This is a genomic window from Bartonella tribocorum CIP 105476 (assembly GCF_000196435.1).
Taxonomy (GTDB): domain Bacteria; phylum Pseudomonadota; class Alphaproteobacteria; order Rhizobiales; family Rhizobiaceae; genus Bartonella; species Bartonella tribocorum.
Map to the genome: position 1 here is coordinate 1,440,867 of NC_010161.1, position 25,699 is coordinate 1,466,565.

Here is a 25,699-nt window from a genome sequence, read left to right on the forward strand (position 1 = left end):
ATACTCATGAATCCTTGCAATAACATCACAATTACCCCAGAGATCATTGCACAACACGGACTAAAAGAGGATGAATACCAACGTATCCTAACGTTAATCGGGAGAGAGCCAACATTTACTGAATTGGGAATTTTTTCTGCAATGTGGAACGAACACTGTTCCTATAAATCCTCTAAAAAATGGCTCAAAACTCTTCCGACAGAAGGAAAGTGTGTCATTCAAGGGCCTGGTGAAAATGCTGGCGTTGTCGATATTGGTGAAGGACAATGCGTTGTTTTCAAAATGGAAAGTCATAATCATCCTTCTTATATTGAACCTTATCAAGGGGCGGCGACAGGTGTTGGTGGTATTTTGCGTGATGTCTTTACAATGGGCGCTCGTCCTGTTGCAGCGATGAATGCATTGCGTTTTGGTGCTCCTGATCACCCCCGAACACGCCATCTTGTTTCTGGTGTTGTTTCTGGAATAGGGGGGTACAGCAATTCTTTTGGTGTTCCAACGGTTGGTGGAGAAGTCAATTTTGATAAGCGTTATAATGGTAATATCCTCGTTAATGCTTTTGTCGCCGGTATTGCAAAGACAGACGCCCTTTTTTATTCTAAAGCACAAGGTATCGGACTTCCTGTTGTTTATCTTGGTGCAAAAACAGGGCGAGATGGTGTCGGTGGCGCAACAATGGCTTCTGCCGAATTTGATGATTCAATCAGTGAAAAACGCCCAACTGTTCAAGTCGGTGACCCTTTTACAGAAAAATGTCTCCTTGAAGCATGTTTAGAACTCATGGAACTTGGAGCGGTGGTTGCTATTCAAGACATGGGGGCTGCAGGTCTCACCTCTTCTGCCGTTGAAATGGGTGCAAAAGGAAATCTAGGAATACAACTTAATCTCGATACAGTTCCCGTTCGTGAAGAAAACATGACAGCCTATGAAATGATGCTTTCTGAAAGCCAAGAGCGTATGCTCATGGTCCTTAAACCAGAACTAGAAAAGCAAGCAGCAGCCATTTTTCATAAGTGGGGGCTCCATTTTTCCATTATTGGAAAAACAACCGATGACTTACGTTTCCGTGTATTTCATCAAGGAGAAGAAGTTGTTAATCTCCCCATCAAAGAACTTGGTGATGAAGCACCTGTTTATGACCGTCCTTGGAGCGAACCTGTAAAAAAAACGCTTCTGAAAGCAGAAGACGTCAAAAAAGTTGAGAATCTTGGTGATGCACTTCTGACCTTATTGAATTCTGCTGATCAAAGTTCACGGCGCTGGGTTTATGAACAATATGATACACTTATTCAAGGAAATAGCCTCATTTGTCCAGGAAGTGATGCAGGTGTTATCCGCATAAGCAATAAGAGTAAACGGGCTCTTGCTTTTTCTTCTGATGTAACACCACGCTATTGTGAAGCAGACCCTTATGAGGGAGGAAAACAGGCTGTCGCAGAATGCTGGCGAAATATTAGTACAACAGGTGCAACACCACTGGCTGCGACAGATAATCTCAATTTTGGCAACCCTGAAAAACCTGAAATTATGGGACAGCTGGTTTTTGCGATTAAAGGTATAGGAGAAGCTTGCAGAATCCTCGACTTTCCTATCGTTTCAGGCAATGTTTCTCTTTACAACGAAACAAATGGGGGTGCTATTCTTCCTACCCCTACAATTGCTGGTGTAGGCCTTCTGAGTGATTGGTCTAAAATGGTAACAATAAGTGGTATGCAAAATGGAGATCATATTATTTTAGTGGGAGATTGCGGTTCTCATTTAGGACAATCAATCTATGCACGTGACATTTTAAATATTGATGCAGGCGCCCCTCCCCCTGTGGATTTGCAACTTGAAAAAAGACATGGTCAATTTGTTCGAGATGTCATTCATAACGGTTTTGTTCATGCGGCTCATGACATTTCTGATGGGGGGCTAGCGATTGCACTTGCAGAAATGGTCATTAAAGCAGGTAAAGGAATCAAAGCGAAATTAAGCAATAAATCTCCCCACCATGCAGAACTTTTTGGAGAAGACCAAGGTCGTTATCTTCTAGCCGTCAAACCTGAAGCTCTCAATAATCTTAAAGAATATGCACAAACCCATGCCGTTTCTTTAACAGAGCTAGGTCAAGTTGAGGGAGATTCTCTTAACATAGATGGGATATTCACACTTTCAGTAGAAAGTCTTATACAAGCCTATGAGAACTGGTTTCCAAAATTTATGGGTGAAGAGTAAAAATTTATTCTTTCTCGTGAAACGGTTCTTACAAAAAATGAACAATATAGGAGAATAGTGATGGCAATGAGTGCCCATGCAATTGAAACGCTTATTCGTGAAGGTATTCCCAATGCTACTGTAACAATTCGTGATCTTGCTGGAGATGGAGAACATTATGCTGCAGAAGTTATTTCTGAAAGTTTTCGTGGTAAAACCCGCGTTCAGCAACATAAAATGGTCTATGATGCCCTTAAAGGCAATATGGGAAATGACCTTCATGCCTTAATGTTGCAAACAAGTATCCCAAAATAGTCTAAATTTTCTTCTTGCATTCATTCGTTCAATACGATTAAAACGAGTACGAACATAATTACACACTTATAAAAATCTGAAATATCGAGGGATAAAAATGACCACTGTTCATGATTTTATTGATAACGAGATTAAAACAAACGACGTTATTTTATTCATGAAAGGAACTCCTGAAGCTCCACAATGTGGTTTTTCAGGACAAGTCGTTCAAATCCTTGACTATTTGGGATTAAATTATAAAGGGATTAATATCTTAACTTCTGACGAACTGCGTCAAGGGATCAAAGAATACTCAAATTGGCCAACAATTCCACAGCTTTATGTCAAAGGTGAATTTATTGGAGGCTGTGATATTGTTAAAGAAATGTTTCAAAACAATGAGTTACAGGAACTTTTGAAAGAAAAGAATATTCCTTATAACCAATCATAGGTATCTTTCATTTTATTCAGACTCTTAAAAAGAGCTGTTTTCAGACGAAATTTTTATTTCAAGGATACCGTATGTCATATTCAGTTGATGAACAGACGCATAGTGATGCGATTAAGAGAAAAATTGGCTATAAAGAATTTGTTATTCTTATTGCTTCACTCATGGCCATTAACGCTATAGCTGTGGACATTATGTTGCCAGCTATGCCTAATATTTTGGAAGGCTTAAATGTTCTCAACGAGAATGATCAACATTATATCATTTCGAGTTATCTTATTAGCTATGGTATTGCTCAAATATTTTTCGGTCCAATAAGTGATCGATATGGGCGACGCAAACTTATACTTATTGGGCTTGCTTTTTATTCATTTACGGCGATTGGCTGTGCCTTTGTAAAGGATTTTTCTCTCCTGCTTATTTTGCGCGTTTTGCAAGGCATTGGAGGCGCATCTATGCGGGTCCTTACAGTTTCCGTCGTACGTGATCTCTACAGTGGTCGAAAAATGGCAGAGGTTATGTCTATTGTTATGATGGTTTTTCTTGTTGCACCTATGATTGGTCCCGCAACAGGACAGATCATTTTGCTTCTCGGACATTGGCAATTTATTTTTATTTTCATGGCAATGATTGGTTTCGGGCTAATGATTTGGATTCTATTCCGCTTTCCTGAAACACTTCATGAACAACGCCCTCTTTCTTTTTCTTCCATAAAACACAATTTATGGATTGTCGTTACAAACCGTACAACACTTTGCTATACACTCGCAACGTCCATCATTTTAGGCTGCATTTTTATTGCTGTTAATACATCACAACAAACCTATGAAGGAATTTATAACTTAGGCTTTTGGTTTCCGATAGCATTTGCCATCGGTGCCGCATTTCAAGCTTTTTCATCATTTATGAATTCTCAACTTGTCGGACGTCTTGGAATGCGACGGATTGCCCATACGATGCTTTTGCTCTTTTGCGCCACTTCATGTATTTGGTTTATTGGATCCATCCTAGCAGATGGCGTTATCCCTTTTCCTTTTTATATGACTCTATATTGTATATTAATGTTTACCTGCGGGGGCATTATGGCCAATTTCAATACACTCGCTCTAGAATCTTTGGGCGAAATTGCTGGTACCGCCTCTTCTGTATCGGGCTTTCTTCAAACATCTATCGGTGCAGGACTGAGCTTTTTTATTGCCCAACAATTTGACGAAACAACCATCCCAAACTCAGCAGGATTTTTCTTTCTAAGTCTCATTGCCATTGTTCTTGTCTTATGGGCTGAACGTGGTCATCTCTTTAGGCAATATCATCATAATCCTAACGAATAGATATTACTACGAACAAGGCTAATACACCTCTCTTGAACAAGAAAGGTATGCCTATCACAAAAACAGAATACCCCTACGATACTCTCTTGTGTTACATATTCATGTATAGGTTTTAAAAATACACTTCTCAAAACATAAAATCATTTCACGATAGTAGCCGTGGATAATATAATGGTAAAACAAATAAAATGTATAAAAACACTTCTATCATCCTCACACTTATGAAGTATGGAAGCCCATTGTATTTAAACTCCGTTCCCAATGTTACAAAAGCCCTTGGCACTTGAGATAGCTCAGCAAAGATATTTTTAATTTTTCTCTTCATAAATTTCTATCTACACCCCCCCTCTTTTGATGTAGCAAACAGATTATTTTGATTGTTTCAATATAAACAAGATTAAAATAAAAAAATCCATGAATATTATAACCCCTCTCATTTAAGATGAAATGATATTGAATTATCCTTATAAATCATTATGTTATCACATAATAAAAACACATAAGAAATTTTCTTTACGCTTTTATAAGCTTAGAATAAAAACGTTCTGTTATTTAATCGGTAAATTTGCCTGATTTTGGGAATCCTTTTGGAACCATACGCCCAACCCCCGCACGTATTCCCATCCATTCAATGAGATCATCAGCTTGACGGTTAAAGATTCGTTCAGCTGTATCTTGCCAACTTAAACCTTCTGATAAATTAAAAGTTTTAGCATCAACAATACCACCCTCTTTGTAACGTTGTAAACGAACCCCTTTACCACGATTCATTTCTGGTATTTGTTCAATAGAAAAAATAAGCATTTTGCGGTTTTCACCAACCACAGCAACATGATCACCATGAACCGGAGCACAAAGCTTTACCTTATCAGGAGATTTCACATTCATCACTTGTTTTCCTTTTCGTGTGTTGGCAATCACTTCTGCAGCAGGAACGATAAAGCCATTGCCCTGAGATGAAACCAAAAGCAATTTTTCTTCTGCATGATGCACAAAAGCTGTAAGAACATCATGCTCATCATCCATATCAACTAAAAGACGAATGGGTTCACCATGTCCCCTTCCTCCAGGCAAACTATTTGCACCAAGTGCGAAAAACTTTCCACCAGTACTTATTAGCACAATCTTGTCGGTCGTAAATGCCGGAAATGCTAACTTTAAACTGTCTCCTTCTTTAAAAGAAAGCGCTTTGTAATCGTTTAAATGTCCCTTCAAAGCACGCATCCACCCCTTTTCAGAAATAACAACAGTAACCGGTTCTTTTTCAATCATCGCTTGTTGAATATCGTCAAGATCATGTCTTGGCGCTTCTTCAAACGTCGTACGTCTTTTCCCTAAGAGCGTTTCAGGACCAAAAGTATTGCGAACTTTTTTAATTTCTTCGGAAACTATTTTCCATTGTTTTATAGGAGAGGCTAACAAATTCTGTAGTTTTTCTTTTTCAGCTTTAAGCGTTTCAAATTCCTTACGAATTTCAAATTCTTCAAGCTTCCGTAAAGAACGCAAGCGCATATTAAGAATAGCTTCAGCTTGATTTTCTGTTAATTCAAAACGATTAATCAACTTCCTTTTGGGTTCATCTTCTTCACGAATAATCTGTATAACCTCATCGAGATTCAAATAGGCAATAAGATACCCATGAAGAATCTCTAATCGGCAATCAATTTGATCAAGCCGATAATGAGAGCGTCGAATAAGTACTTCTTGACGATGTACAAGCCATTGCTGCAAACTTTCTCGCAGCGAGAGCACATTCGGTATTTTTCCCAAAGATAGAACATTAAGATTAAGAGGAAATCTTACTTCAAAATCAGTCAATTTAAAAAGGGATTCCATAAGAAGTTCAGGATCAACCGACCGATTTTTAGGAACAAGCACAATGCGGATATCTTCTGCTGATTCATCTTGAATATCCTCAAGCATTGGTAAGCGCCGCGCAAGCAACAATTCCGCAGTTTTTTCAATAAGACGTGACTTTTGAACTTGATAGGGAATTTCAGTCACAACAATCACGTAAGAACCACGACTACCAGTTTCCTGATGCCAACGTGAACGTAATCGAAAAAAACCCCGCCCTATACGATAAGATTCCTCAATACTCTCTTTAGGCTCAACCAAAATGCCACCGGTTGGAAAATCAGGTCCCAGCACAAATTGATTTAAATCCTCATCACGCGTATCAGGATGTGCAATCAAATGCAGCGCTGCATCACAGAGCTCAGCAACATTGTGGGGAGGAATAGATGTTGCCATACCAACAGCAATCCCTGAAGAACCATTGGCTAAAAGATTAGGGAAAGCACCTGGTAGAACAACAGGCTCTTCATCTTCTTCATTGTAGGTCAAACGAAAATCAATAGCATTTTCATTAATACCCTCAAGCAACAACGCAGCCACTTCAGTCATGCGTGCTTCCGTATAACGCATAGCCGCAGCATTATCACCATCAATATTACCAAAATTTCCTTGTCCATCAACCAACGGATAACGAACCGCAAAACTTTGAGCCAAGCGTACCAAAGCATCATAAATAGATGCATCCCCATGAGGATGAAATTTTCCCATGACATCACCGACAATCCGCGCACATTTTGCATAAGACTGTCCAGGATTCAGTTTGAGAAGGCGCATTGCATGAACAATCCGCCGATGGACAGGTTTCAATCCATCACGCACATCAGGCAATGCACGATGCGTAATCGTAGAAAGCGCATAAGCCAAATAGCGTTCCTGTAAAGCAGAACGTAACTCTATTGGCTCAATATGTTCTTTATCAAAAGGTAAATTCATTTTATCAGACATAATATTAGAACAAAAAATTCCCACAATAATAAAAAAATTATTGTGTAGGATTTACTTAATGAAAATTTTTATGAGTAAACTTTTTTATTAAAAGTCAACAACATAAAAATAAACATTGTAATTAGAACATGAACAGAAAATTATATCAATTTGAAAAATTTATACATGTTCTTTCCTCTTTTCCTAAACAATATATGAAAATATTTAATAGATTACCGAAAACTTCTTTCAATATCCTCTTTAAGAGGTAAAAAATAAAATAAACCAAAAGAAGTAGAAAATATTCGCATTGTTAAGGAAAGCGACAAACATTTTTATAAATAAATAAAAATCTAAAACACAATGCTATGATTAGTTGATACAACTAAGTAAAATGGAATCATGACATAATTTTTAAAAACGATGTGAAATAAATTTTTATAGTCTTTCCAAAAATAACAATTTCCCCGAAAATATATTTTGAATGCAAATTATTCTAAACGAAAACCTTATTGAAAACTTTGCCGAATTCAACGATATAATTTAACGGCTCACACCGAGCTCTTTCATCTTTTTGGCAATGATAAAAGCACGTTTCAAAAATCATTTTTTATTATGAAGATAAATTATAATAACAACTCAATCTAGTTTTTCTATGAAAAACTGAAAAAATATTCAAACCTTATATACTTCATGAGAAATCAATCACAATCATTTCCCTGCTTATCACAAAGAGGAGAGCGATGATCCAAACAAGGAATAAAAATACTGAATCCATTTGCATACTAGAAGGTAGAATGACAGCTTATGCTTTATTCAATAAAGATTGTGCTATACGATGTGTCTTTTATACCACTCATGAAGCTTTTAAATTATATCTTTCACCACGAGCGAAGCATCATAAAACAAATCGACTGTATTGAGAGATATTCTTTAGAAATAATGCCGCTCGAAGTTAACACAATAGCATTTTTTGCTTTTCTAAATCCACAACAACAAATATGCCCTTGAGAGACATTAAAACCTCACATTACAGAGAAAGGACGGTACAAATCCACAAATCAACTTTATGAACTATTTTTTTGAGTAGGAGCCATGCGGATTCCTAAATCCCGTAATTGTGTAGAAGAAACATCAGACGGGGCATTCATCAAAAGATCAAGAGCCTGTTGATTCATAGGAAATAAAGCAACTTCACGTAAATTTTTAACACCTTGCAACAGCATAATGATACGGTCAATTCCCGCGGCCATACCACCATGGGGTGGAGCCCCATAATGGAATGCACGATAAAGAGCACCAAAACGATCTTTCACAACTTTCTTAGAAAGCCCTACAAGTTCAAAAACTTTAAGCATCATTTCTGGTAAGTGATTACGAATTCCACCCGATGCAATCTCATAACCATTACAAACAAGATCATATTGAAAAGCCTTAAGCGTAAGAGGATCTTGACACTCAAGAGCATTTTCTCCCCCTTGAGGCATGGAAAAAGGATTATGTGCAAAATCAATCTTTTTCTCATCTTCATTCCATTCAAAAAATGGAAAATCAACAATCCACGCTAAAGAAAAACACTCTCTATCGACAAGGTCTAATTCCTCTCCTACGCGAGTACGGGCTGCTCCAGCAAAAGATGCAAATTTTTTTGGATCTCCAGCCACAAAAAAACAAGCATCACCATTTTCAAGTCCAAGTTGTATACGAAGCGCTTCAGTTCGCTGTTCACCAATATTTTTGGCGATAGGCCCTGCTCCTTCAAATTTTTCTTCTTCTTTGCGCCAGAAAATATAACCAAGCCCCGGTTGCCCCTCACCTTGTGCCCATACATTCATACGATCACAAAAAGCACGACTCCCACCCGTTTTAGCCGGAATAGCCCACACTTGTGCATTCTCATCATCCGCTAAAATTTGAGCAAAAACTTTGAAACCAGAGTTATAAAAATGCTGAGAAACATCTTCCATAATGATCGGATTACGCAGATCAGGTTTATCAGAACCGTATTTCTGTATTGCTTCATCATAAGAAATGCGAGGAAAGTTTTGTGTCACAGTTTTTCCATTAGCAAATTCTTCAAAAATAGAACGCATAATGGGTTCCATAGTTGCTAAAACATCTTCCTGCTCAACAAAACTCATTTCAACATCTAATTGATAAAATTCACCAGGAAGACGGTCGGCGCGTGGATCTTCATCTCTAAAACATGGCGCAATTTGAAAATAACGATCAAAGCCTGACATCATCAACAACTGTTTATATTGCTGTGGTGCTTGCGGTAATGCATAAAATTTTCCCTGATGAACACGACTTGGAACCAAAAAATCACGTGCACCTTCCGGCGATGAGGCTGTTAAAAGCGGCGTTGAAAATTCCGTAAAACCATTATTTTGCATAGCCCGTCTCATAGCCGCAATAATTTCAGTCCGACGCATGATATTTTTGTGCATAGTCTCCCGACGCAAATCAAGAAAACGATATTTTAATCGGATATCTTCTGGATAATCAGGCTCACCAAAAACCGGTAAAGGAAGCTCTTCAGATTTTGAAAGAATTTCTACCTCTTGTACAAAAATTTCAATCTCACCTGTTGGAAGCGTTGCATTAATAACCTCATCAGAACGAGCACATACCTCCCCATCCACACGAATAACCCATTCAGAACGCACTTTTTCAATAACTTTAAAAGCCGGCGAAGCAGGGTCCGCAACAATTTGTGTGATTCCAAAATGATCACGCAAGTCCACAAAAAGAATTCCTCCATGATCACGAACACGATGAACCCATCCCGAAAGACGAACTTTTGTTCCTACATCACATTTACGAAGAGCCGCGCAATGATGACTGCGATAACGGTGCATGTTTTTTGCCTTTGATTATAATATTCACATGCGCTACAAACGCTTTTTAAGTACCATTTGTCAAGATATGAGAATAAAAACGCGAAAATAAAGTCAATAAAAGACAAATTTAATATATCGAATTATAATAGAATGATGAATCTTATTACACAAACAACAGATCTTGAAATTGCACTGAACGCTTTACGTAACTCTGATTTTGTAACAGTCGATACTGAGTTTATCCGCGAAACAACTTTTTGGCCTCAACTGTGTTTAATCCAACTCGCATCACCAGACGTTACAGTTCTGATTGATCCCATAGCACCAGATATTGATTTACAACCATTTTTTGATCTTATGATCGATAAAAAAATTGTCAAAGTTTTTCACTCTGCCCGCCAAGATATTGAAACAATTTATTATCTTGGAGGCGTTATTCCTTCCCCTCTCTTCGACACACAAATAGCAGGATCAATTTGCGGATTTGGTGATTCGATCTCCTATGATCAAATTGTACAACACTGCACGGGGCATCATCTTGATAAATCCTCTCGCTTTACAGATTGGAGTTGTCGCCCCCTGTCTGAAAAACAACTGCTCTACGCCCTTGCCGATGTAACCTATTTAAGAGATGTTTACCTCCTCTTGAAAAAAAGGTTAGAAAAAAATCAACGGACTCATTGGATGGATGATGAAGTCACCATCCTCTTAAATCCTAAAACCTATGATATGCCGGAAGATGAAGCATGGAAAAAAGTGAAAGGAAAAGTTAAAAAACCGCGTGAACTTGCGGTATTACAAAAAATAGCTGCTTGGCGTGAACGTGAAGCACGAAAATACAATATGCCACGTCGCCATCTCATGAAAGATGAATGTCTTATAGAAATAGCAATCCAACAACCAAAAGATGAATCTGCGTTAAAACGGTTGCGCAGTCTTAATAAAAATTGGGATAAACGCTCAATTGCGCCATCATTAATCAAGGCTGTCCACGAAGGCTTAGAGGTCGATCTTTCTACTTTACCCCCTATTCCTAAACATAACCCACTCAACGATACAACAGCCGCTGCTATCGATCTACTCAAAGTATTACTAAAACTTGTTGCAAACGAAAACAGTATTGCCCCTAAAATTATTGCAACATCTAATGATTTAGAAAAAATCGCCAATGGAGGAATAAAGAAAAATATCCCCGCTATGAATGGTTGGCGCTATGAAATATTTGGTCAAAAAGCTGAACAACTGCTAAAGGGACAGATAGGATTTTACTTTAACGATGGGAAGATAAGCACAAAACAGCTTTAATTTACATTTCTCACATATTCTGAGATTTCCATAAGATCTTCTAAAAAGAAATTTATTTTATGTCAAAATGAGTAGAAAATTAAAAGAAAAAAATTTTGCAACGGCATCTTATTACATCAATTTTATTTGAAATAATGTAAAAGAACCTCTGAGTAAATTTAAAACATTTTCATTTTTAAAAATCCATTACACTACTATATCAATTGGTATGCGCTATAGAACAAAGCAAATAGGATAAATAAAGTCTGCGGCTGATAAATTTGAAAAATAGATAGCTTCTTATAAAAGTTTTTTAAAAAAATCTTATAATGAAAGCGCCTTAGCATAATAGAAAAGCACTGAAAGATGATGTATTATATCACCCTATTATAATAAAAAAATCCTTATCGAAATTGCAATCCAATCATTAAAAATGAACGAGCATAGAAACTAAAATATCTAACCTTTTAAAATATGAAACGCGAATAAATGAGAAAGAAAAATCAAGAAATTTCAAAAGAAAGAGGTTGTTTTATTAATTTTGATAACTTCTTTAATCGTCCAAGAGGACGTTCTCCCAATAATCCAGAATAATTCTTTGGGATCTGCAAAACAATATGATCTGCTTTTTTATGCCAAAATAAATGAGGTAAAATTCCTGCAACAGAAGCGCTAAACAGATGAGCAATACGCATTGTTTCACCAAGAATACGTGCTTTTTCAATGATATTTTGTGTTGCTAATTGAAAAATGGGAAGAGTTTCTTTATCAACCAGTAAACTGGTATTGCGAAAAAAAACAGCAAGCGCTGCATAAAGGCGCCCCTCATGAGAAATTCCTGGATAAGATCCTAATGCTATCTGATTGGCTGCTTCATTGCCTCGATAATCTGGATGTATACGCCAACCAATATCTGCAAGAAGACAAGCCGCTTGACGATAACGGCACTCATTTTCAGTTTCTGAAATTCCAAAAACTTCAAAGCTATTCTTCGTAAAATCAATAAGTTCTTCTGCTTGTTTTGGTGAACGTGCCCGTAAAATAGCCATTTCTGTGCACGCCGCAATGAGAGGGTCTGAAAGTTGTATCGCCTGCGGCAAGCGTGAATAAAGAAAACCTTCACGAACACCAGCACCAGAAAAAATGATCTTTTCAAACTCCATACACTGAATGAGTTCAATAAGGACAATTGCCCCATACGATAAAAGTTTCCGACGATTCTGTGAAACCGCCGCAATCCCTCTCATATTATCAATATTGCCGCTTGCTACAAGACGTAAAAAGTTCTCCATTTCAGCGGATTCAACTTCATAGCCATGCATAACAGGGAGCCGATAGTGTTTCATTGCCATATGGAGTTTTGCCAAATTACGCCATGTCCCCCCTACGGCATAAAAATTACGTGCCCTACCTTTACGCGTACGTGTAACAGAAGATTGATAAAATTGTTCATGTACAATTTTTGCAGCAACAGCACTATCATTATTTGACACATACTGTAGCCGTAAACCACCTAATGGAAGCGTTATCCCTTCACCGACATTAGAATGATCAATATCAATCAATTCGAGACTTCCACCCCCAAGATCCCCAGAAATACCCTTTGGTTGATAAAAAGTAGAAACAACCCCATAGGCTGAATACATAGCTTCTTCACTTCCTGAAAGAAGATATATTTTACTTTGTAAAATATCTTCAGCACTTTGAATAAATGCTACGCCATTTTTTGCATCTCGTGCTGCTGCCGTTGCTAAAGTATAGACTTCATCTGCTCCAATCTGTTGACAAAGCGTACGAAACCGTTTCAACGTTTGCAACGCCATTTTCATCGATTTTTCTTCTAAAAATCCCGTTTTTGCCACACCATGACCGAGACCACAAAGAATTTTTTCATTAAACAAAACCGTTGGTGAGCGAACAAGCCCCTCATAAATCACCAATCGAACAGAATTTGATCCAATATCAATAACAGCAACAGGCTTACGCCCTTTTAGCCGACCTTGAGCATCTCTATATGTCATTGGATTTCAGTCTTTATGCATTTCAGCTTGTTGCCGATACAATGCACCCAAGCGTGAAATGGAAGATTCAAAAGACTTACTTCTCCCCGCAAAACCTGTATTGGCCATAAAATACTCCTGCGCATTAAACGGGCTTTCACCCATCTGCGGTGTGATACGTCTCGATGTTCCATCCATAAGTATATCAAAGCTTTGTTGATTATCAATGAGATTAGCGGGCATAATTTGTAAAAGAATCTGCTGTCGCACCATTTTATTAAAAACTGGAACCAATATTTCAATACGGTAATCTAGATTACGAGGCATCATATCAGCAGAGCCTATATAAACAAGTGCATTTTCATTAGGCAAATCTTGCCCATTCCCAAAACAAAAAATACGACTATGTTCAAGAAAACGCCCTACAATTGATTTTACACGAATATTATCCGAAACTCTTGGAATACGAGGACGTAAACAACATATCCCTCGCACAACCAAATCAATCTGTACCCCTGCTTGGCTAGCACGATATAAAGCATCAATAATTTCAGGATCAACCAATGCATTCACTTTTATCCAAATAGCAGCAAACTGTCCTCGTTGTGCATGAGCAATTTCTCCTTCAATATGCTCTAAAATACGACCACGCAATGTTAAGGGCGAAAAAGCAATCTTCATTGTTTCATGTGGACGCTCATATTGCGCAATATAATTGAACAATAACGCAACATCATGAGCGATATCGTCATCCGTGGAAAAAAAAGAAAGATCCGTATAAGTTTTAGCGTTAACGGGATGATAGTTTCCTGTTCCAAGATGAACATAAGAACAAAGACGTTTTCCTTCACGTCTCACAACCAAAGACATCTTAGCATGTGTTTTTAAGGTAATAAAACCAAAAATAACTTGAACCCCAGCAGATTCAAGATCCCGTGCCCAGCGAATATTAGCTTCCTCATCAAAACGTGCTTTAAGTTCTACCAAAGCAGTCACAGACTTTCCTTGTTTAGCAGCTTCAATCAAAGCACGAACAATTGGGCTATCATTTGATGTACGATAAAGTGTTTGTTTGATTTCCACAACATCAGGATCGCAAGCAGCTTGACGTAAAAATTGGACAACAACATCAAATGTCTCATAAGGGTGATGAATCACGAAATCATTTTCACGAATAGCCGCAAAACAATCCCCATGATGTTTACGAATAGATTCCGGAACACGAGGAATATAAGGTATAAATTTGAGATCATCACGGGGAATAGAAACAATTTCTGAAACCATATTAAGTGCCAAAAATCCATCAAGAACATTAATACAGTTATCAGGAACAGCAAGACAATTTGCTATAAATTGGCGTAAATTCTCTGGCATTTTTGCGTCAAATTCAACGCGAATAACCTGCCCACGCCGCCGTCTTTTAAGAGCCTTTTCAAAAAAATGAACAAGATCCTCAGCTTCTTCTTCTACTTCAATATCGCTATCCCGAATCACTCTAAATGTACCAATTCCATTAACCTCATCGTAAGGAAACAAATATTTGATAAAAAGATAAATAACATCTTCAGATGCAATAAAACGAAAATGTTTGCCCTCCTGAGGAAGAAGAATAAAACGCCTCAAAAGCTTTGAAATGGGCAATAACACGGTACGTACATGTTGGTCTGCCTCTTCAGATAATTGAAGTGCCAAAGAAAGCCCTAAATTAGGGATAAAAGGAAAAGGGTGCGTAGAATCAACAGGTAAAGGTTTTAGAACAGGAAACATTTTATCAAGAAAATATTTTTCAAGCCATGATTTTTCGATTTCTGAAAGATCATCAGAACAAATAATTTCAATATTATTCTTTTTTAATTCATAACGTAAAACATTCAATTCCTGGAGTTGATGAGCCTGCAATTTTGAAATCTCAGTGAGCACAATATCAAATTGTTCCTGTGGGGTATACCCATCTGCACTGCACGTTGTAACATGAGCACGAATTTGAGCTGCAAGACCAGCAACACGAACCATAAAAAACTCATCAAGATTTGTTGCTGAAATCGAAAGAAATTGTAGCCGCTCTAATAAAGGATGTTTCGAATTAGCTGCTTCCATCAAAACACGATTATTAAATTGTAGCCATGAAAACTCTCGATTAATAAACCGTGCCGGATTTTCCATTGTTATATCCGATATAGAAATTTTATCTGCCACCCTCTGTTCCATATATTCTCATTAATATTCTTTTATACTTTCTAAAATCCTTGAAGAAACACCTCACATAATATTCTATAATATGTTATCATCCTCATAATACATCATGTCTAATTTTTATTATCATCTTTCCATTGAATATTTAAAAATACTTAGAAACAAGTTCCCTCTGCAAAGTGCTAAAAACATGACGATTATTCCATATAGCATAAAAGAAGAGCACTTTGTCTTAAAAAGCATCTTGCATTATGATAAGCATTATTACAAACTCGCACATATAAAATAGAAGAGCCTCATCACAGCTGATGAAATAATTTATTCTGGAGTTTGTACACCATGGCTGATCATAATATTCCCCATTTTCAAAATGATCTTGGATATAAAACAATCGAAATTGGTGTGAAAGAATTTATGTGCGTAGGCGCTACACAACCATTCGATCATCCTCATATCTTTATCGACATGGGAGCAGCCGATGAGAAAATCTGCCCTTATTGCTCAACCCTTTATCGTTATGTTTCCTCACTCTCGTACGACCAAACAAATCCCACAGGATGTTTATATCATCCAGATAAGTCACTATAATGCGTTTTCGGACTTTCTACCACTCTTTTAATTTTGCTTATTGAATATGAAATCATTTGTGGAGCAATCACCCATCATCGTTGGAGGAGGAATTGCGGGTTTAAGCACAGCTTTAGCGCTCGCTCATAAAGGAATTGCAAGCACCATTATCGAAAAGTATCAGAAACTTGAAACGATAGGTGCTGGCATTCAACTGACTCCAAATGCAACATCTATTCTCGCACACTGGAACCTTCTTAACAAACTCACTGAAGTCGCGACAATCCCACATTTTCTTGAGCTAAAAGATGGAATATCTTTAAAAATACGTCTACATGCTCATCTTATCAATCTCACAGAAAAACATTGGAAAGCCCCTTATATAACGATTCACCGCGCGGCTTTACAAAAAGTTTTATATGATGCAGTGATTGAAAATCCTCTGATTCAATACAAAGCAGGAGAAACGATTGTATCTTCTACCCAATCGGTAACCAGCATTGACATAACAACAATAAAAACAGATACAGTAACAAAACAACTTTATTCAACGCCTCTCCTGATCGGATGTGATGGCGTTTGGTCAACATTACGGCAACAATCTCCTTTTTATGAAAAAGCAAATTTTAGTGGCTTTATTGCTTGGCGTGCAACAACAACATGTGACAATCTTCCTCAAAACTTTTATTCTTCATTGCACAATATGAAAACAATCACAGCTTGGATGGGACCAAACAATCATCTTGTTATCTATCCCATTCAATCGTCAGAAAAAGTTGTAAATTTTGTCGCTATTACGCATGGAAAAAATCCCGAAGAAGGATGGGCCCATAAAGGAGATAAAGAAAAACTCAAATCTCTTTTTAAGGGTTGGAATTCAAAAATCTTACAAATCTTTGACCATATCGATGAATGGAAATATTGGCCACTCTTTCACATGAAACAAAATCGTTTTCTAGGCTTAGACAGACAAGTATTCGTTGGTGATTGTGCACATGCAGCTTTACCTTTTGCAGCGCAAGGTGCCGCTATGGCAATCGAAGATGCCGCCACGTTAGCAGAAGCACTTTCATTGAAAGATCTTTCATTAACCAAAGCTCTTTCGCTTTATGAAAAAACACGCACCCCCCGTATTGTAGAAGTAAAAAAACGCACGAATTTCAACAGATTAGCCTATCATGCAACAGGTCCCATAGCAATCGCCCGTAATCTTATGATGAAAATTCGTACACCTGAGAGCATTATGTCAAGTCTTAATTGGCTTTATAGGTATGATGCAATAAATTCAATAAAAAATCGTGATAAAAACTTATAAAATTCTTCCACTACTTTGAATATTATCAAGAAAAGAGATTTTTTGACAAAAGTCCATCATAATTTACTCAAATAAAAGCAGGACGTCTCGAAATCACCTATCTGGTTTTCAAAGCTCAACTTTCAACTTTTCCAAAAGCAAAAATCTCCCCAAATAGCCCCTATTTTTAACCTTGTTTTAACTCAATTCGACATCAACAACACCCTGAATTAATTTCATAGCATTTGCGACATGTGAATTGACCTTATATCGCTTTGGAAGTGCAATTTCGACTTCTCGCAAGCCATCTTCTTGAATTAAAATAAGGCCAACCTCTCCATTTCCCCCAAGATTTAAATTTTGTTCAATTTGTGGAAGCATATCAACTGTTTTTATAAAAAGACGCATCATTTTATGCTGCTGTAGTGCTTCATTTTCCAAAGACTGAATTGTCTCAATTCGCAAACTAGCCCCTTCAGAGCGATTTTCTGCGCTCACCGTAATAATAAAAGATTTTCCAGGTTCTAGCATTTCCTCATAATCCGAAAGAGCCTCAGAAAAGAGAATAGCCTCATACTGTCCACTTGTATCAGAAAAATGAATAATTCCCATTTTTTTACCAGATTTTGTTTTGCGCACATTTTTTGCCACAACGGTTCCAGCAAGCCGTGCAGCCGTTGCCCCCCCTTTAACGGCATTAGCAAAATGACTCCAAGTCTGAACACGTTTTTTGGCAAGAATAGTTTGATACTCATCCAATGGATGAGCAGAAAAGTAAAAACCTATAGCCTGAAATTCTCGATAAAGTTTCTCAGCCGGCAACCAAGGAGTCGTTTGAGATAAAATCAATGGCTCTTTTAATCCGCCTTCCATTCCAAATATATCAAACTGTCCGCTAGAATTGTTATCGAGAATACGAAGTGCCCGCGCATGAATAGTTCCAAGATTTGCTAATAAAATCTCACGTGCAATATTAAAACAATCAAAAGCGCCAGCACAAACTAAACTTTCCATCGCACGCTTATTAACAATACGAAGATCAACACGTGCACAAAAATCTTCCAGGTCCTTAAAAATCTTATTCCCCCGACAAGCGACAATATGATCAACAACCGTTTCTCCCACACCTTTTATGGCAGCAAGAGAATAATAAATACAGTGATCACCAACCTCAAAAACACGATGAGATGTTTGTATAGAAGGTGCAATAACCTCAATACCCAGCCTTAATGCCTCACGCCGAAAATCATTGAGCTTATCCGTATTCGTCATATCATGCGTCATTGAAGCAGCTAAAAATTCAACGGGATAATTGGCTTTCATATAAGCGGTTTGATAAGAAACAATTGCATAAGCAGCCGCATGCGATTTATTAAATCCGTAATCGGCAAATTTTGCTAAAAGATCAAAGATAATATCAGCTTGCTCTTTATCAACACCACCAGCAACAGCGCCATTGACAAAACGTGTACGCTGTTTTTGCATTTCTGCATGAATTTTTTTCCCCATAGCGCGCCGTAATAAATCGGCTTCCCCAAGTGAATAACCTGCAAGCACCTGAGCAATCTGCATCACCTGTTCTTGATACACAATAACACCTTGTGTTTCTTTAATCAGATGATCTATTTTAGGATGAATAGAAGCAATTTCCTCTTCCCCGTGTTTGCGTGCATTATAGGTTGGAATATTCTCCATGGGACCAGGACGGTAAAGCGCAACCAGCGCAATAATATCTTCAATACGGTCTGGCTTCATTCCAATCAGCGCCTTGCGCATACCAGAACTTTCCACCTGAAATACACCAACCGTTTCACCACGTGCCATCATAGCGTAGGTTACTTCATCATTCAGAGGGATATTTGACAAATCGATTTTGTCCCCTTGTCTAGCAACAAAATCAACGGCCATTTTCAAAACAGTAAGTGTTTTTAATCCAAGAAAATCAAATTTTACCAATCCTGCCTGTTCAACATATTTCATGTTAAATTGTGTAACAGGCATATCAGAACGAGGATCACGATACATCGGGACAAGTTCCCAAAGCGGACGATCTCCGATAACAATCCCAGCGGCATGCGTTGAAGCGTGACGATAAAGTCCCTCCAACTGAAGTGCTATATCTAATGCGCGTCCAACGACGGGATCTTTTTTCTTTTCCTCTTCAAATTTAGGCTCATCCTTAATAGCATCCGCTAATTCCACCTGACTTCCTGGTGTAGCAGGAATTAATTTTGTAAGATAATCCACCTGACGATAGGGAACTTCTAAAACACGTCCCACATCACGCAAAACGGCACGTGCCTGCAACTTACCAAAGGTAATAATTTGAGCAACTTGATCACGTCCATATTTTTTTTGAACATATTGAATAACTTCTTCACGCCGCTCTTGACAAAAGTCGATATCAAAATCCGGCATCGAAACACGATCTGGATTGAGAAAACGTTCAAAAAGAAGAGAAAAACGCAATGGATCAACATCAGTAATCGTCAATGCATAAGCAACAAGTGAACCCGCACCAGAACCCCGCCCTGGACCAACAGGAATATCATGAATCTTCGCCCATTTTATGAAATCTGAAACGATAAGAAAATATCCAGAAAATTGCATACGCGTAATAACTGAAACCTCATAATCAAGCCGCTGCTCATAATCTGCAATCGTATACCCTTCAGCCAATCCAATTGTTTCAAGCCGCATCTTCAAACCAGCTTTAGCTTGATTTAACAATTCACTATCTTCTGCTTCTAAAGTATTTTCTGAATGAGCAGATTGTTCTATAAAACGAGGCAATATCGGTTTTCGAAGAGGCGTGGCAATATGACAACGCAATGCAATTTCAACACTATTTTCTAAAGCTTCTGGAAGATCAGAAAACAGTGCAACCATTTCATCTTGTGACTTCAAGTAATGATCTGGCGTCACCCTTTTTCGATCTGGATTAGAGACGATTTGTCCTTCTGAAACAGCCATTAACGCATCATGCGCTTCATACCCTTCTCTCTTCAGAAAAAATGCTTCATTCGTTGCAACAAGAGGAATTTCATGTGCATAAGCCAATTCAATAAGCTCTGCTTCTACTCCTCGGTCATAAGAACCATGCCGTTGTAATTCTACATAAAGACGATCAGAAAAAATTTTTTTTAAATAAATTAAGCGTTCAACAGCGCGTTCTTTTTTTTCTTCTGACAAGGCAAGATTAATAGGTCCTCCCTTGCCGCCTGTTAAAGCGATTATGCCTTCACTGTGTTCTGATAACCAATCAGCTTTAATATGAGGAGGATCAGTATCACATTTATCAAGATAAGCACGGCTTACAAGACGAACCAAATGAGCATAACCGGTTTCGCTAGCAGCAAACAGAATAATAGAACAGAAATCAGAAGCATGACGTCCTTTAACCAAACGTGAATGATCATTTTCATCACAAAAATCAATGGCAAGCTGACAACCAATAATGGGTTGAACCCCATGAGAAAGGCAATACTGCGAAAATTCCAAAGCACCAAATAAATTATTGGTATCGGTAATAGCAATCGCTGGTGCCTGATCTGAAATCGCCTGTTGAATAATTTGGGGAATTTTTAAAGCTCCTTCGAGCAAAGAATAAGCTGAATGCACTCTCAAATGAATAAAGCGAGGAAGAGAATTTTTGTACTCTTGCATTTTATTTTTACCTTTGACCACTCTCACAATTCCTACTAAAAACTAAATGCCAAACAGTACCCCTTAAAAAAAATTAGGCGAGCATAACTTTAAAGCTATAAATTCATCGTCCCACATAGGACAAATATCCTAATTTTATTGATCTTTATAAGAAAGTTCTATCAAGAAAGTGCCTCTATTCACAGCAAATAAGCGCCTAAAATAAAAAGAAGCAAAATATACCATAAGCACTTTACATTTTTGCATTCTCTAGATTGTATTTCTCTTTAAGTATTCATTTTTCTTCCTAAAATGCAATGTGTTAATAAAACAATTCTCCCTTTATGACTTTATCCCCAAAAAGCTCTTCATAAAGGTCTAGAAAAAACAAAAAGAGCAGGTTAAATTTCCTCATGCCTCCAAGTCTTCTTACCCCTCTTTTTAATTCTATTCGAACCCTTTCTGGTATTACGCCTAAAGTCTATGGCTTACTGACAAAACTTTTAAATGTTAATCCTACACAACGTGAAGCAACCCTTATTGATCTTCTTCAATTAATGCCCCATTCCGTTATAGACCGTAGAATGCGCCCCAGCATTGATTGTGCAAAGGAAGGAGAGACTGTTACGCTCGAAATTGTTATTGATCAACACCAACCTCCCCCCCGTGGTCATAACAAAATCCCCTATCGTGTTATTGCTCATAATCAAACAGGAAAAATAAATTTAGTCTTTTTTCATGCGCAACCTCTTTGGCTCAAAAAACAACTCCCCGAAGGAAAAAAAGTCATTGTATCAGGAAAAGTTGAATGGTTTAATGGGCTACTTTCAATGGCACATCCCGACCATATTGCCCCAAGCGAACAATCAAATCAGATTCCTCTCATTGAACCTGTTTATCCCTCTACCGCCGGACTAGCTGCAAAGACATTAAGACGCGCCATACAACACGCTCTTGATTTTATTCCTCTCCTCCCAGAATGGATAGATGAAAATGTTAAAAAGCAGCAAAATTTTTCTTCCTTTTCTGTTGCTTTACGCCGTATCCATGCTCCCATTAATCCCGGTGATCTATCCTTAGAAAGTACAGCACGCAAACGTCTTGCCTATGATGAACTGCTCGCTTGTCAATTGGCGTTAGGCCTTGTGCGTTTGAAAACCAAATCTCTTGTTGGGGCTTCTCGACCATCAACAGGAATTTATACGAAAAAATTACTCAATGTTCTCCCCTTTCAACTCACAACAGGACAAATAAAAGCCGTAGAAGATATCGCCAATGATCTTGCTTCACCAGAACCGATGCTAAGACTGCTCCAGGGCGATGTAGGCGCAGGAAAAACAGTCGTGGCACTAATGGCAATGGCACAAATTGCTGAAAATTCAGGTCAATCAGCTTTAATGGCCCCCACAGAAGTGCTTGCTCGGCAACATTTTGCCACTATTGCCCCTCTTGCCGAAAAGATAGGCTTACAAACAACGCTTTTAACAGGACGAGAAAAAGGAAAGTTGCGGACAAATATCTTGAATGATATTTTATCAGGTCAAGTTTCTATTGTCATCGGGACCCATGCTCTTATACAAGACAGCGTTACGTATAACAATCTTGCCTTAACCATTATCGATGAACAACACCGTTTTGGTGTGCATCAACGTATTGCCCTTACAGAAAAAGGCGATAAACCGGATATGCTGGTTATGACTGCTACCCCTATTCCCCGCACACTTGTCTTAACAGCTTTTGGTGACATGGATGTCTCTAAAATTACAGAAAAACCAATAGGACGACAACCTATTACAACAGCAATGCTTTCTTTAAAACGTATCCATGAGCTTATAGAGCGAATCGCAATTGCACTAGACAAAGGAGAAAAACTCTATTGGATTTGTCCTTTAGTAGAGGAATCAAAAGCTCTTGATCTCACTTCAATTGAAAATCGCTTTGCGTTTCTCCATGAGCGCTTTGGAACACATGTTGGGATGATCCATGGCAAAATGTCTACAGCAGAAAAAGAAACCGCTATGGCATCTTTTAAATGCGGAAATACGCGTATTTTAGTTGCAACCACCGTCATTGAAGTGGGCGTGGATATTCCAGACGCTTCGATTATTATCATCGAACACGCAGAACATTTTGGCCTTTCACAATTGCACCAGTTACGTGGACGTGTAGGACGAGGCGATAAAAAATCTTCCTGCATTTTACTCTATAAAGAGCCACTCACCAAAACAGCAGCAACACGCCTGAATATTATCCGCAATACAGAAGACGGTTTTGAAATTGCTGAAGAAGACTGGCGCTTGCGAGGCGAAGGAGAACTTTTGGGCACAAAACAATCTGGGGTACCTGAATTTCATATAGCAAACCTTGCAGTTCACAGCGATCTTTTATCTATAGCAAGAAAAGATGCACGCCTATTTTTACAACGCGATCCTTATCTTTCTTCTGAGCAAGGACAAGCTTTACGGTTGCTTCTTTATCTTTTCCGACACGACGACGCTGCACGCCTCTTACGAGCAGGATAATTCTAGAAAAAATGTTTGATAAAAAATAAAAATACTTCTTCTATGCAAATAGGCTATTCTTTCTTGATATCACCCATAAATGATCTAACGCAATCCCTACTCTATTATGCTTCATGAAAGAATAACAAACCAACAGTAGCATCCTCTCTCCCAATCTGGATTACGCTTACATTAAAAGAGGAGAAGCATTTTGCGTTCTTGTTACTCTTATATTCACACAACTGATCCATTCTTTGATCGCTAAAGAAACATTTTTTATCCTGTCATCAAGGAGTTGGAATGAAAAATCCTGTCTTCGATATTCTCATGCAACAGAGAAAAATAGAAAACTAAACTATCATTATAAATCAATTTGTTACACTTGATTATTTTCGAAAAATTCAGAAATACACAATCTCTTTTTATTCAACCGTGACTGATTTTGCTAAATTACGCGGTTGATCGACATCGGTTCCTAATAAAACAGCCGTATGATAAGCGATTAACTGAATGGGGAGAGCATAAATAATAGGAGCAATAAATTCTGGAACAACGGGCAAAGTAATCGTTGATAAAGTCTTAAGACAAGCTACTTCTGCGCCTTTTGTATCGGTTATCAAAATAATACGACCATTGCGCGCGACCACTTCTTGCATATTAGAAAAAGTCTTTTCAAACCACCGATCATAAGGAGCCACAACAATAACGGGTATTGTCTCATCCACCAGCGCAATTGGCCCATGCTTCAACTCACCCGCAGCATAACCTTCAGCATGAATATAAGAAAGCTCTTTCAGTTTAAGGGCGCCCTCCAAAGCAATCGGATAAGAAGTTCCACGTCCCAGATAAAGAACACTTTTTGCATTCACCAAATCACGACAAAGAGATTCAATCTTGCCTTCTAATTTTAAAACCTCATTTAAAACACGGGGAACTTCTGCCAACTGTTGAACCAATTGCTGTTCCATTTGAACCGAGAGGTAGCCACGTTGTTTCGCAGCACTAAGGGCGAGTGAAGCAAGCGTTGCCAATTGACAAGTAAAAGCTTTTGTTGAAGCAACACCAATTTCCGGTCCGGCAAGTGTTGGAAGAATAAAATCAGCCTCTCTTGCCATTGTTGATTGCTCAACATTCACAATTGTTGCTGTTTTTACACCCCGCTCACGACAATAACGCAAAGAAGCCAATGTATCCGCTGTTTCACCAGATTGAGAAACAAACAGCGATAACACATCAGATGTTATAGGGGGCTCACGATAACGAAACTCCGAAGCAACATCATTATCAACACTTAAAGCGGCAAATTTCTCAAACCAATAGCGCGCAACTAAGGTTGAATAATAAGCCGTTCCACAACTCGCAAAAAGGAGACGATGAATATTTTTCCAATCAATCAAATTCTCAAAGGACCGAACGGTATAATTTCCAAGATCAAGATAATGCGCCAAATTATGAGAAATCACCTCAGGTTGTTCAAACATTTCCTTGTGCATAAAATGACGATGATTCCCCTTAGAAATCAATAAAGCTCCTTCAAGTAATGTTGTCACAGAACGTTTTACCGGTTGATTGTCTCCATCGTAAATTGTGACGCCTTCCCGTGTAAAAACAGCCCAATCCCCATCTTCCAAATAGCTAATATGATCAACGAATGGTGCCAAAGCAATAGCATCTGATCCCACAAAAAATTCATCTTTTCCATAACCAATTGCCAAGGGTGGACCAGAACGAGCCGCAATCATAAGATTATCTTCACCTTCGAAAATAAGAGCAAGTGCAAAAGCCCCCTGCAGCCTTTTCCAACTGGTACGCATGGCTTCTTGCGGAGAAAGACCACTTTTTAATGCACGCGTTATTAAATGCGCAATAACTTCCGTATCCGTCTCTGTTTCAAAGATATAACCATCCTCGATGAGTTCCTTTTGCAATTCTACAAAATTTTCAATAATACCATTATGAACAACCGCAAGCTTTTCAGTCACATGGGGATGCGCATTGCGTTCAACAGCAACGCCATGCGTCGCCCAACGGGTATGACCAATCCCTAAACTTCCCTCCAGAGGTGTTTTTTTTAATTTTTCTTCTAAATGAACAAGCTTCCCCTCAGCACGTACGCGATAAAGATGCCCATTATGGACTGTTGCCACCCCAGATGAATCATACCCTCTATATTCAAGACGTTTTAATCCCTCAACCAAAGAGGACGTAACGCACCTCTTTCCAAGAATTCCAATAATTCCACACATTAAAAAGCTCCAACCTACATCTTTAAGATTTAAATCTCATAAAACAATCCCACAGCCTTTATTTAAAACGATAAAT

At 38.2% G+C, this 25,699-nt stretch carries 14 protein-coding genes; 8 read left to right on the forward strand and 6 right to left on the reverse strand.

All coding sequences use genetic code 11. The annotated features are described in order from the left end of the window. Window positions 1–6 precede the first annotated feature (6 nt). From purL to BTR_RS06490, 4 genes are all read left to right on the forward strand, one after another. Window positions 7–2,217: a phosphoribosylformylglycinamidine synthase subunit PurL gene (gene purL, locus BTR_RS06475; RefSeq protein ID WP_012231896.1), complete on the forward strand. Its 2,211-nt coding sequence runs from the start codon at window positions 7–9 to the stop codon at window positions 2,215–2,217. A 60-nt stretch (window positions 2,218–2,277) separates the two neighbouring features. Then, complete coding sequence (locus BTR_RS06480) at window positions 2,278–2,511, forward strand: BolA/IbaG family iron-sulfur metabolism protein (protein WP_012231897.1); 234 nt, start codon at window positions 2,278–2,280, stop codon at window positions 2,509–2,511. A gap of 97 nt (window positions 2,512–2,608) precedes the next feature. Next, entirely contained in the window at window positions 2,609–2,941 is a 333-nt protein-coding gene (grxD, locus tag BTR_RS06485) for a Grx4 family monothiol glutaredoxin (protein ID WP_012231898.1), read from the forward strand. Window positions 2,942–3,012: 71 nt separating this feature from the next. Then, window positions 3,013–4,269: a multidrug effflux MFS transporter gene (locus BTR_RS06490; protein WP_012231899.1), complete on the forward strand. Its 1,257-nt coding sequence runs from the start codon at window positions 3,013–3,015 to the stop codon at window positions 4,267–4,269. Window positions 4,270–4,821: 552 nt separating this feature from the next. Here the strand turns inward: BTR_RS06490 and parC are convergent. Next, a complete protein-coding gene (gene parC / locus BTR_RS06495) occupies window positions 4,822–7,071 on the reverse strand; it encodes a DNA topoisomerase IV subunit A (RefSeq protein WP_012231900.1) in 2,250 nt (749 codons plus the stop codon). Window positions 7,072–8,117: 1,046 nt separating this feature from the next. Beyond that, window positions 8,118–9,911, reverse strand: a complete 1,794-nt coding sequence (gene aspS, locus BTR_RS06500) for an aspartate--tRNA ligase (protein ID WP_012231901.1) — start codon at window positions 9,909–9,911, stop codon at window positions 8,118–8,120. Window positions 9,912–10,043: 132 nt separating this feature from the next. On the opposite strand from aspS, the gene rnd reads away from it, so the two are divergent. After that, entirely contained in the window at window positions 10,044–11,198 is a 1,155-nt protein-coding gene (gene rnd / locus BTR_RS06505) for a ribonuclease D (protein ID WP_012231902.1), read from the forward strand. 482 nt (window positions 11,199–11,680) lie between these two features. Here rnd and ppx read toward each other — a convergent pair whose 3' ends face one another. Both ppx and BTR_RS06515 read right to left on the reverse strand, forming a co-directional pair. Then, window positions 11,681–13,198: an exopolyphosphatase gene (gene ppx / locus BTR_RS06510; RefSeq protein ID WP_012231903.1), complete on the reverse strand. Its 1,518-nt coding sequence runs from the start codon at window positions 13,196–13,198 to the stop codon at window positions 11,681–11,683. Between the two features lie 6 nt (window positions 13,199–13,204). After that, entirely contained in the window at window positions 13,205–15,385 is a 2,181-nt protein-coding gene (locus tag BTR_RS06515; RefSeq protein ID WP_012231904.1) for an RNA degradosome polyphosphate kinase, read from the reverse strand. Between the two features lie 324 nt (window positions 15,386–15,709). Here BTR_RS06515 and BTR_RS06520 point away from each other — a divergent pair, with 324 nt between their 5' ends. Together BTR_RS06520 and BTR_RS06525 are read left to right on the forward strand one after the other, a co-directional pair. Further along, window positions 15,710–15,958: a zinc-finger domain-containing protein gene (locus BTR_RS06520; protein WP_012231905.1), complete on the forward strand. Its 249-nt coding sequence runs from the start codon at window positions 15,710–15,712 to the stop codon at window positions 15,956–15,958. Window positions 15,959–16,004: 46 nt separating this feature from the next. Then, window positions 16,005–17,252 (forward strand): FAD-binding protein, encoded by a 1,248-nt coding sequence (locus BTR_RS06525; RefSeq protein WP_012231906.1) that lies wholly within the window; start codon window positions 16,005–16,007, stop codon window positions 17,250–17,252. Window positions 17,253–17,429: 177 nt separating this feature from the next. Here the strand turns inward: BTR_RS06525 and dnaE are convergent, their stop codons facing one another. Beyond that, window positions 17,430–20,897: a DNA polymerase III subunit alpha gene (gene dnaE / locus BTR_RS06530; RefSeq protein ID WP_012231907.1), complete on the reverse strand. Its 3,468-nt coding sequence runs from the start codon at window positions 20,895–20,897 to the stop codon at window positions 17,430–17,432. Between the two features lie 392 nt (window positions 20,898–21,289). Here dnaE and recG point away from each other — a divergent pair, with 392 nt between their 5' ends. Next, window positions 21,290–23,398, forward strand: coding sequence for an ATP-dependent DNA helicase RecG (gene recG, locus BTR_RS06535; protein ID WP_012231908.1), 2,109 nt, complete (start codon window positions 21,290–21,292; stop codon window positions 23,396–23,398). 401 nt (window positions 23,399–23,799) lie between these two features. Here recG and glmS read toward each other — a convergent pair whose 3' ends face one another. Further along, window positions 23,800–25,623, reverse strand: a complete 1,824-nt coding sequence (glmS, locus tag BTR_RS06540; protein WP_012231909.1) for a glutamine--fructose-6-phosphate transaminase (isomerizing) — start codon at window positions 25,621–25,623, stop codon at window positions 23,800–23,802. Window positions 25,624–25,699 lie beyond the last annotated feature (76 nt).

Bases quoted from the DNA above. Each gene is read 5' to 3' on its own strand.
- dnaE (WP_012231907.1), bottom strand. From the start codon at position 20,897: ATGCAAGAGTACAAAAATTCTCTTCCTCGCTTTATTCATTTGAGAGTG.
- grxD (WP_012231898.1), top strand. From the start codon at position 2,609: ATGACCACTGTTCATGATTTTATTGATAACGAGATTAAAACAAACGAC.
- BTR_RS06480 (WP_012231897.1), top strand. From the start codon at position 2,278: ATGGCAATGAGTGCCCATGCAATTGAAACGCTTATTCGTGAAGGTATT.
- BTR_RS06525 (WP_012231906.1), top strand. From the start codon at position 16,005: ATGAAATCATTTGTGGAGCAATCACCCATCATCGTTGGAGGAGGAATT.
- BTR_RS06515 (WP_012231904.1), bottom strand. From the start codon at position 15,385: ATGGAACAGAGGGTGGCAGATAAAATTTCTATATCGGATATAACAATG.
- parC (WP_012231900.1), bottom strand. From the start codon at position 7,071: ATGTCTGATAAAATGAATTTACCTTTTGATAAAGAACATATTGAGCCA.
- recG (WP_012231908.1), top strand. From the start codon at position 21,290: ATGCCTCCAAGTCTTCTTACCCCTCTTTTTAATTCTATTCGAACCCTT.
- rnd (WP_012231902.1), top strand. From the start codon at position 10,044: ATGATGAATCTTATTACACAAACAACAGATCTTGAAATTGCACTGAAC.
- BTR_RS06490 (WP_012231899.1), top strand. From the start codon at position 3,013: ATGTCATATTCAGTTGATGAACAGACGCATAGTGATGCGATTAAGAGA.
- glmS (WP_012231909.1), bottom strand. From the start codon at position 25,623: ATGTGTGGAATTATTGGAATTCTTGGAAAGAGGTGCGTTACGTCCTCT.
- aspS (WP_012231901.1), bottom strand. From the start codon at position 9,911: ATGCACCGTTATCGCAGTCATCATTGCGCGGCTCTTCGTAAATGTGAT.
- purL (WP_012231896.1), top strand. From the start codon at position 7: ATGAATCCTTGCAATAACATCACAATTACCCCAGAGATCATTGCACAA.
- ppx (WP_012231903.1), bottom strand. From the start codon at position 13,198: ATGACATATAGAGATGCTCAAGGTCGGCTAAAAGGGCGTAAGCCTGTT.
- BTR_RS06520 (WP_012231905.1), top strand. From the start codon at position 15,710: ATGGCTGATCATAATATTCCCCATTTTCAAAATGATCTTGGATATAAA.